This window comes from Allobosea sp. (assembly GCF_048595345.1).
Classification (GTDB): Bacteria; Pseudomonadota; Alphaproteobacteria; order Rhizobiales; family Beijerinckiaceae; genus Allobosea.
This window is the reverse complement of the sequence record NZ_JBMDWH010000218.1, coordinates 1-8,787: the sequence shown is the minus strand read 5'-3', so window position 1 is coordinate 8,787 and position 8,787 is coordinate 1. Positions and strand designations below refer to the sequence as shown.

Genomic DNA, 8,787 nt, shown 5'->3' with positions numbered 1-8,787 from the left:
CGGCTGGAATGGCTGCTGCGCAAGCTCGGCATCGAACACCTCGTCGTCGCCGGCATCGTCACCAATGGCGGGGTTGCCTCGACCGTGCGCGATGCCCATGTCCGCGATCTCGATGTGACCGTGCTCGAGGATGGCTGCGCGGCGCCCACGCCCGCCATGCATGCCGAAGCCATCGCGGCCCTGAAGCCCGTCGCCCGCATCGCGACCATCGCGGCCGTCCTCGCCGAGGTCGAAGCGCTATGAGCCGCGTCCTATCCGCTGCCGGCGTGGCTTTCGAGGCCGAGGCCGATGTTCTGATCGTCGGCGCGGGAGCAGCCGGGCTGGTCGCTGCGCTCGCAGCGAGCGAGGCCGGAGCCGAGGTGGTCGTCGTCGAGCGGGACGCGGTGCCGAGCGGCTCGACGGCGCTCTCGGCCGGGCTCATTCCAGCGGCCGGCACGCGCTTCCAGCGCGAGGCTGGCATCGAGGACAGCCCGCAGCTTTTCGCGGCCGACATCATGGCCAAGGCCGAGGACGAGCCTGACCCCGCCATCGTCGCGCATCTGGCCAGTCATTTGGGCCCGGTCCTCGATTGGCTGGCCGTTGCGCACGGCCTTCCTTTCAACGTGGTGACGAACTTCTCTTATCCCGGCCACTCGGCCCGGCGCATGCACGGCCTGCCTAAGCGCACCGGCTCCGAACTGATCGATCGACTGCGCGAGGCGGTCGAGGCCCGCGGTATTCCGATCTTGACCGAGTTCCGCGCCACGACGCTGTTCGTCGAAGAGACGGGGCGCATCGCCGGGATCGCCGGTACACGGCCGGGTGGCGGTGAAGAGCGCATCGGCTGCAAGGCCCTCATCCTCGCCTGCAACGGCTATGGCGGCCATCGCGGGCTCGTCGCCCGGCACATCCCGCAGCTGGCGGAGGCGCTCTGGTTCGGCCATTCCGGCAATGAGGGCGACGCCGTGCTCTGGGGCGAAGCGCTTGGCGCCGAGCTCGTCCACATGTCCGGCCATCAGGGCCATGGTTCGGTGGCGCAGCCGCACGGCATCCTGATCAGTTGGGCGACGGTCATGGAGGGTGGCTTTCAGGTCAACGTCCGCGGTGAACGTTTCTCCGACGAGAGCCACGGCTATTCCGAGCAGGCCGCGACCGTGCTTGCCCAGCCCAAAGGCAAGGCCTGGACGATCTTCGACGAGCGCATCGCCGGCATCGCCCGCCAGTTCGAGGATTTCCGCCAGGCGGAGGCGCAGGGCGCGATCGTCAGGGCGCAGGACATGGCCGGCCTCGCCGCCGCGCTCGGCTTTACCGAGCCCCGCCTTGCGGCCACGGCCGCGGTGGTCGCCGCGCTTAAGGGCGGCGAAGACAGCGACCGCTTCGGCCGCGACTTCCGGAACGCGCCTGACCTGGAGGCGCCCTTCTGCGCCGTGCGCGTCCCCGGCGCGCTGTTCCACACCCAAGGCGGGCTGCGCATCGACCGAACCGGCCGCGCGCTGCGCCCGGACGCTTCGGCCCTGCCCAATCTCTTCGCCTGCGGCGGCGCGGCCGTGGGAGTCTCCGGCCCTCACGCTTCCGGCTATCTCTCCGGCAACGGCCTGCTGACCGCGGTCTGCCTCGGCGAGATCGCTGGGCGAGAAGCGGCGCGGCTCACCGCATCGGCATCGCAGACGGAGCCGTGAGGCGCAAAAGCCTTTGCTGTCGCGGCCGCTACTCGGCGAGCTGATGCCGCAGCCCGGCCGCGAGGCCGGGCTGCGCAGGTCTCAGAAGAGATGGAAGGGCGGCTTGGCATCGTCCGGCAGCAGCGGCTTGTACGGCGTCTTCGCCAGCCGCTCTGCGAAATCGGCCTTGGTCTGCCGCAACAGCTCCGGCTCGACCAGCACGTCCACGGCGACGCCCGCCATGGCCTTGGCGACATGCACCATGCCCTTATGCGCCAGCGGCGACTGGCCATGGGCGGTGAGCTGCCAGGAATGACCGGGTGTGCCGATGGTATAGGTGGCGCCGCGGGCCTGGACGGTGGGGACGGCCCAGGAGACGTCGCCGACATCGGTGGAGCCCATCATCGTCGGCCCCGGCACGTCCTTGGGCGCGATCCTGTCGCAGAGCGGAAAATCGGAGACCGGCAGCCCGGCACGGCGGAAGGCCGTCTCGATATGCGCCGGCGTCACGGTCTGCTGCATGCGCCGGGCGAAGGCGACGTCCTCCGCATCGAAGGGCGGCGGGCCCAGCCGGTCCAGATTGCGCTGCATCGCGTCCTCGAGCGGCGTGTTCCCGAGCAGGCTGCTCATGGCGCTGACGACCTCGCTGGTCAAGGTCGTCTCCGTCATCAGAGCCGCGCCGTCGGCGATCTTCCGGACCCGCGCCAGCAGCTCGTGCACCTCCGAAACCGCAATCGCGCGGACGACGTAGCGCAGCTTGGCCTTGGCCTGCACGACGTTAGGCGCGATGCCGCCGGCGTCGAGATAGGCATAGTGGATGCGGGCATCGGAGGGCATGTGCTCGCGCATGTAGTTGACGCCGACATTCATCAGTTCGGCGGCATCGAGCGCGGAGCGGCCGAGATGCGGCGCGGCCGCCGCATGCGAGGCCTTGCCTGAGAATTCGAAGTCGATGGTGGTGTTGGCGAGCGCGACCGGCGCGGTGACCGCGGCGAAAGCGGCCGGGTGCCAGGAGATGGCGATATCGACGTCCTTGAAGGCGCCCTCCTTGACCATGAAGGCCTTGCCTGCGCCGCCCTCCTCGGCCGGGCAGCCATAATAGCGCACGCGGCCCTTCAGCCCGTGCTGGGCCAGGAAATCCTTGACGGCGGCGGCAGCGAGCATGGCGCCGGCACCGAGCAGGTTGTGCCCGCAGCCATGGCCGGCCGGCTGGTTCGGCAAGGGGCTGTGCTCGGAGACACCGGGCGCCTGCGAGAGCTCGGGCAGCGCGTCGTATTCGCCGAGGATGGCGATGACCGGCCCGCCCTGCCCCGCCTCGCCCATCACGGCGGTCGGCAAGCCGGCGATCCCCGTCTCGACGCGGAAGCCCTCCCGGGCGAGCTGCTCGGCATGCGCCGTCGCCGACTTCACCTCACGGTAGTTCAGCTCCGGCATCTCGAAGACGCGGTCGCTCAGCGCGATATAGGCGTCCTGCTTGCCATCGACGATCGACCAGATTTCCTCGGTATTCTGCACCATGATTCCCTCGACATGTGCCCGGCCCCGCTCTTCGGGGCGGCACGGCCCGGCCGGGATGCCCCGAAGAGCGGGCCCGGGCGGAGGCTACATCAGGCCAGCGGGCGAGACGGGTGAATTTTCAGCAGCATCGCCGGGCGCCCGCTGCATGGCGGCAGGGGGAGGCTCGGACAGGATGCCTCGAGCGTTCCTCAGCTTGGTAGGGCGGCAGCGCGCTAGAGCTGGAACCGGCCGGGATGCTGGCCTGCCGCGGAAAAAAGGCAATAACCTTCCGGCATTCTCCTTCGGCTCGATCTGCTCGCGACACGCTTCGCATCAGCCGCTTGATCGACGTGCTAGCCCTTCTTACGGAAAACGGCGACGCTGTAGAGCAGGAAGTTGATGGCCAGCCCGACGCCGACGCCGGCTGCAAGGGCGACATACGGAATCGGACGTGCTGTCCCGAAAAAGTGGATGATGCTCCAGTAGGCCAGCAGGTTCGCTCCGCCTGCTGTCAAGCTCGCCAGCGCGTAGCGGCCGAATTCGGCGGCCTTTCGCTGAGAGGTCCGGTCGCCGAAGGTGAACCGGCGGTTCAGAACCCAGGTAAACGTAGCCGCGGCTGCAAAGGCCAGAAGGCGGCTGATCAGAGGCCCCAGCCCAGTTGTCTCCAGGGCCAGTGCGAAGACGCCGGCATCGACCAGAAAACCCAGTGCGCCAACTCCGAGAAATTGCCCGAACCGGGCAATCAAGCTCCGAGACTGGCTCAAGAACCCGGTCCTCTCAGCGCCAGATAGGCCAGGCGCTTTCCCTCACGCCGCCCGCGCGCCACACTGTCGAGGATGAGCCCAGTCATCAGGGCCAGCAAGCCGGCGATCATCAGCCCGACGGAAAGCACCGCCGTCGGCAGCTTCGGCACCAAACCCGTTTCGATGAAGGTCAGGATCACCGGCGTGCCGAATCCGATCGAGGCCAAGATCAGAATTCCGGCAACGGCGCTGAAGAACTGCAGGGGCATCAGGTCCCGCACAAGGTGCAGAATCAGCCCGAAAATGCGCAGCCCATCGCGATAGGTCGAAAGCTTGCTCTGCGAGCCCGGCGGCCGCTCGCCATAGACGGTGTCGATCTCCATGATTGGCAGGTCCAGGTCGAGCGCATGCACCATCAGCTCCGTCTCGATCTCGAAGCCTCGGCTCGCGGCGGGGAAAGACTTCACGAAACGCCGAGACAGCGCCTTATAGCCCGAGAGCATATCATGGCCGCGCGAGCCGAATATGCGCGAAACCAGCCCGCTGAGCAGACGGTTCCCCAAAACGTGTCCAGGGCGATAGGCTTGGGCGCGTTCGGTCACACGCGCTCCATTGACCTTGTCATAGGGGCCGGAGAGAAGCGCTGCGACAAGCCGTGGAGCCGCAGCGGCTTCATAAGTGGCGTCACCATCGACCAGAAGATAGACGTCTGCCTCGATGTCGTTGAACATCCGGCGGACGACGTAGCCCTTTCCCTGCCGGTTTTCGGTTCGGACGATCGCACCAGCGCGCCGTGCAATGTCGGCCGTGTCATCGCTGGAGTTGTTGTCGTAGACGAAGATGCTGGCTTCAGGCAGGCTAACCTGGAATTCCCCGACGACGGCTGCGATCGTCAGCGCCTCGTTGTAAGCAGGAATGAGAACCGCGACGCGGGGAGACGGCCCGGCTGCCCCGATCATCGTTTGGGCCTGTGCCATGCTGTCGAGCTCCATCGTCTGCACGGGTCTATGGGCGACGCGTTTGCTCGTCAACGAAGGCCGTCGGCCTGTCCCGCGTTGACTCTGCCCCAGCAATGAGTCTGTTGCGGCCGCACAGACGAGGAACGGCGACGTGAGCGCGGCAGAACGGCCATCCAAAAGAACGTCCGTCCTAGCACTGGGCGCATCGGCCATTGGCGTCGTGATTGCGACCCTGAGCGCATTCTACCTCGCCAGCATCGCTACGACTTTGGTCCATCGCGGCCGCTATCACGAGGTGATTGCACAGGCGGTGCGCACAGGAGCACTGGCGCGGGCTCATCGGCTGCCCTTCGGGAGCGGCGAGCCTTATGCGATCCACAATTTCAACGACTGCCTGATCCTGTCGATGCTCATCTTGCCACAGGATGATAATGCTCTGCTCCGTGCGCTGTCTCCGGCCGTTCCGGCAGATGGAGCGCCCTGGTCCGGCGTGAGCCCGGCGGGTTATCCGCCCTATGTGCAATGCCGAGACCTCGAGGTGGCCATGGTATCGGCCCATGCTGTGACGACCAACCTCTATCATCGCTACCTGCACGGTGACTGGGTTCTCGCCAAAGCGCTCCTGGCCATCATGCCGCTATCCGCGGCGACGAACGCGATGGCACTCCTGGTAGGGCTGCTTTTCCTCAGTCTGGCTGCGCTGGCCGCACGGAGGTTGATCGGTGGGACAGGAGAGCAGCCGCGCGAACGAGCTTATCTGGCATTGGGGTTGGTCCTGTTCAGCTTCAGTGCGTTACCGGTCTTCGCATGGTCGTTCTCCTTCGCGCCGAGCGACATCATGATCGCAGGGGCGCTCCTCTTCTTTTATCTGAGGCCTCCTTCATCCCTGACTGATCGAAGGCTCGTTGTTGCTGCCGCGCTGTTCGGTACCTTAACGGCCCTGTTCGAATTCCTGACCGGCTCCGCCCCGATGGGGCTCATGGCCGTCATTGCCGTCATCGCGTTCGACGACGGCGGGTCGGTGCGGCAGTTGCTACGGCGTCTTGTCCTCGCAGCGGCGGCATTTGGCGGGGCCATCGTGCTGAGTTTCGCGATCAAGATGGCGGCCGTCTCGCTGATCTGGGGCGTGTCCGAACTTGGGATTTTCGGGCGACAGATCGGCGCCCATATGAACGCCAGCGGCTGGGACATCGCACGCCAAAACGAAGCACAATTGAACCGCCTCGGCATCTCGGTCGACGCCATCAGGCAGAGCGTGATGCTGAGCTATGGCTATGCGCTGTCAAAAATCGTCTACTTTACCAAACTCATGGCGTTCGGATCGGCGACGCTCGGCGTCATCCTGGCTGTGATTCTGCCGCTTGCTCTCGCATGCTTGTCTGCATGGCAGGCGCTGCGAGCGCAGGACCCGCTCCAACGCCTGCGGATATCGCTGGTGCTCGGAGGATGCCTTGTGATGCCGGTGTGGTATCTAGCCTTCATTCACCACACTATCGTTCACGCGCATTTCATGTTTCGGCCGCTGGTCTGGCCTTTGGCCTTGCTCGTGGCGATGCAGGCCTGGTCGAAGCGGAGCCTCCAAAAAGCCGAGCGCGCCCCGGCTTGAGCCCGGGCGGCTAAGTTTGTAGGGCTGCGGCCGGCGTCGGCCTCGCATGGGTCGGGGCGGCAGCCACGATGGCAGGGATCAGCGGCGGAATGACCGGGGCGGTGACTGGACAGGGAGAGCCTCGCGCCTGCGCCGGCGTCGTGCTCTACGCGCCCGATCCGGCGCTGCTCGCCCGGCAGGCCGAGGGACTCGCGGGGCGGCCCCTGTTCGTCTTCGTCAATGGCCCGGTCGAGGAGCAGGCGCTTTCGGCTCTGGCGAAGACGGATCTGCGGGTAATCCAGAGCGAGATGAATGTCGATCTCGGCCGTGGGCTGAATGCGGTGACGGAGGCGGCCTCGCGCGACGGTTTCAGTCACATCATGCTGCTCGACCAGGACAGCGAGCCGCCGGCGGCTCTACTCGACCAATTGGCGGAGCGCAGCGTCGCGGTGGAGCGCCAGGAGAAAGTCGCGCTGCTCGCTCTCCTCCTCGTGCCGCCCGAGGAAGGCTTCTACAAGCCGATCCGCTACGAGCGCCGCGGGCCCGCCCGGGCTAACGGGCTCGTCCCCCTCGATTTCGCCCCGACCTCCGGGTCGCTGGTCAACCTTGCAGCCTATGCGGCCATCGGGCCCTTCCGCGACGATTTCTTCATCGCCGGGATCGATGTCGAGTGGGGCTTTCGCGCCTGGGACCGCGGCTGGGCCTCCTATCTCGCGCCCGACCTCGCCTTGCCGCATCGCTGGGGCGAGGCGGTCAGCGCAGACGAACTCGGCAAGCCGCAGATCCTGCGCCATTCGCGACTGCGCAACTATTACTACGCCCGCAACGTCGTCGCGACGGCGCGGGTGGCGCATGTGCCGGGGCGCTGGCGGGCCAAACCCTGCGCTGCGCTGGCCGCACAGATCGCGATTCTGGCTGCCAAGGGGGCGAGCTGGTCGCTGGAGCCGGTTCGCGCCGGCCAGGCCGACGGCTTGCGCGGGCATCTCGGGCAAGCTCCCGCCGGGCTTGAGCGTCGCCATCTGCCGCACCGGCGGCCGTGCTTGACAGAGGCCGAGAGGGCTGTTTCTTCCGTTCGGCTTTATCGACTTTCCGGCCGAGGGCGGCCATTCCGGAGCAAGACGGCGTGTCATTGAAGTTCCTCGTGACCGGCGGCGCCGGCTTTATCGGCTCGGCGGTGGTGCGCAAGCTGATCGGCGAGACGCAGCACGAGGTCTGCGTCGTCGACAAGCTGACCTATGCCGGCAATCTCGCCTCCCTCACTCCGGTGTCGGGCAGCAACCGCTACCGCTTCGAGCAGGCCGATATCGGCGATGGCGAGCGCATGCGGGAACTCTTCGCCGAGTTCCAGCCCGACATCGTGATGCATCTGGCCGCCGAGAGCCATGTCGACCGCTCGATCGACGGGCCGGGCGACTTCATCCAGACCAATATCGTCGGCACCTTCGCGCTGCTGCAGGAGGCGCTGCGGCACTGGCGCAGCCTGGAGGGCGAGGCCAAGGCGCGTTTCCGCTTCCACCACATCTCCACCGACGAGGTCTTCGGCTCGCTCGGCGAGGACGGCTTCTTCCGCGAGGATACGGCCTACCAGCCGAACTCCCCCTACTCCGCCTCCAAGGCGGCCTCGGACCATCTCGTGCGCGCCTGGCACCACACCTACGGCCTGCCGGTGGTGATGACGAATTGCTCCAACAATTACGGGCCCTATCACTTCCCGGAAAAGCTGATCCCGCTGATGATCATCAACGCGCTGGAGGGCAAGCCGCTGCCGGTCTACGGCAACGGCCTCAATGTGCGCGACTGGCTCTATGTCGACGACCATGCCGATGCGCTGCTGACGGTGGCCGAGCGCGGCGCGCTCGGCGAGAGCTACAATATCGGCGGGCACAACGAGAAGACGAACATCGACGTCGTGAAGGGCATCTGCGCGATCCTCGACGAACTCAGGCCCGACCCGGCCGGCCCGCATGAGCGGCTGATCGCTTATGTGACGGATCGCCCCGGCCATGATGCGCGTTATGCGATCGACGCCGGAAAGATCGGCCGCGAGCTCGGCTGGACTCCCAAGGAGACCTTCGAGACCGGACTGCGCCGCACGGTGGAATGGTATCTCGCCAACGAACAATGGTGGGGCGACATCCGTTCCGGCGTCTATCGCGGCGAGCGCCTCGGCGCGGCCTGAACCGGACGGACGAGACATGCTCAACGTCGAAGCGACCGCCATCCCCGCGGTCAAGATCATCACTCCGAAGCGGCATGGCGACCATCGCGGCTTCTTCTCCGAGGTCTACAAGCAGTCCGACATGGCGGCGGCGGGCATCGACCTCGTCTTCGTGCAGGACAACCACTCGCTCTCGGCTCAAATCGGC

9 protein-coding genes are annotated in these 8,787 nt (G+C 66.5%); 6 read left to right on the top strand and 3 right to left on the bottom strand.

Features of this window, described 5'->3' with window-relative positions; genetic code table 11:
• The coding region (locus ACOJTB_RS19045) for a cysteine hydrolase family protein (protein WP_420104096.1) at positions 1–243 on the top strand (243 nt) is incomplete at its 5' end.
• The gene (locus ACOJTB_RS19040; protein ID WP_420104095.1) at positions 240–1,658 is read left to right on the top strand and encodes an FAD-dependent oxidoreductase; all 1,419 of its coding nucleotides are present in this window, start codon (positions 240–242) and stop codon (positions 1,656–1,658) included. The genes ACOJTB_RS19045 and ACOJTB_RS19040, both read left to right, overlap by 4 nt.
• 81 nt (positions 1,659–1,739) lie before the next feature.
• Here the strand turns inward: ACOJTB_RS19040 and ACOJTB_RS19035 are convergent, their stop codons facing one another.
• From ACOJTB_RS19035 to ACOJTB_RS19025, 3 genes are all read right to left on the bottom strand, one after another.
• On the bottom strand, positions 1,740–3,152 hold the full coding sequence (locus ACOJTB_RS19035) for a M20 family metallopeptidase (protein WP_420104098.1): 1,413 nt from the start codon (positions 3,150–3,152) through the stop codon (positions 1,740–1,742).
• A 335-nt stretch (positions 3,153–3,487) separates the two neighbouring features.
• Positions 3,488–3,898 (bottom strand): GtrA family protein, encoded by a 411-nt coding sequence (locus ACOJTB_RS19030; RefSeq protein ID WP_420104094.1) that lies wholly within the window; start codon positions 3,896–3,898, stop codon positions 3,488–3,490.
• Positions 3,895–4,869, bottom strand: a complete 975-nt coding sequence (locus tag ACOJTB_RS19025; protein ID WP_420104093.1) for a glycosyltransferase family 2 protein — start codon at positions 4,867–4,869, stop codon at positions 3,895–3,897. Before ACOJTB_RS19025 ends, ACOJTB_RS19030 begins: the two co-directional genes overlap by 4 nt.
• A gap of 118 nt (positions 4,870–4,987) precedes the next feature.
• Between ACOJTB_RS19025 and ACOJTB_RS19020 the strand changes: the two genes are divergently transcribed.
• The 4 genes from ACOJTB_RS19020 to ACOJTB_RS19005 form a co-directional block, all read left to right on the top strand.
• On the top strand, positions 4,988–6,442 hold the full coding sequence (locus ACOJTB_RS19020) for a hypothetical protein (protein ID WP_420104092.1): 1,455 nt from the start codon (positions 4,988–4,990) through the stop codon (positions 6,440–6,442).
• 68 nt (positions 6,443–6,510) lie between these two features.
• Positions 6,511–7,554 (top strand): glycosyltransferase family protein, encoded by a 1,044-nt coding sequence (locus tag ACOJTB_RS19015; protein WP_420104091.1) that lies wholly within the window; start codon positions 6,511–6,513, stop codon positions 7,552–7,554.
• Entirely contained in the window at positions 7,545–8,600 is a 1,056-nt protein-coding gene (gene rfbB, locus ACOJTB_RS19010) for a dTDP-glucose 4,6-dehydratase (protein ID WP_420104090.1), read from the top strand. The genes ACOJTB_RS19015 and rfbB overlap by 10 nt, the downstream gene beginning before the upstream one ends.
• A gap of 16 nt (positions 8,601–8,616) precedes the next feature.
• Positions 8,617–8,787 (top strand): dTDP-4-dehydrorhamnose 3,5-epimerase family protein (locus tag ACOJTB_RS19005; protein WP_420104097.1); only part of this gene is annotated, 171 nt, incomplete at its 3' end.

What these genes read in the sequence shown, in the direction of transcription:
- ACOJTB_RS19040 (WP_420104095.1), top strand. Translation starts at nt 240, where the DNA reads ATGAGCCGCGTCCTATCCGCTGCCGGCGTGGCTTTCGAGGCCGAGGCC.
- ACOJTB_RS19025 (WP_420104093.1), bottom strand. Translation starts at nt 4,869, where the DNA reads ATGGAGCTCGACAGCATGGCACAGGCCCAAACGATGATCGGGGCAGCC.
- ACOJTB_RS19015 (WP_420104091.1), top strand. Translation starts at nt 6,511, where the DNA reads ATGGCAGGGATCAGCGGCGGAATGACCGGGGCGGTGACTGGACAGGGA.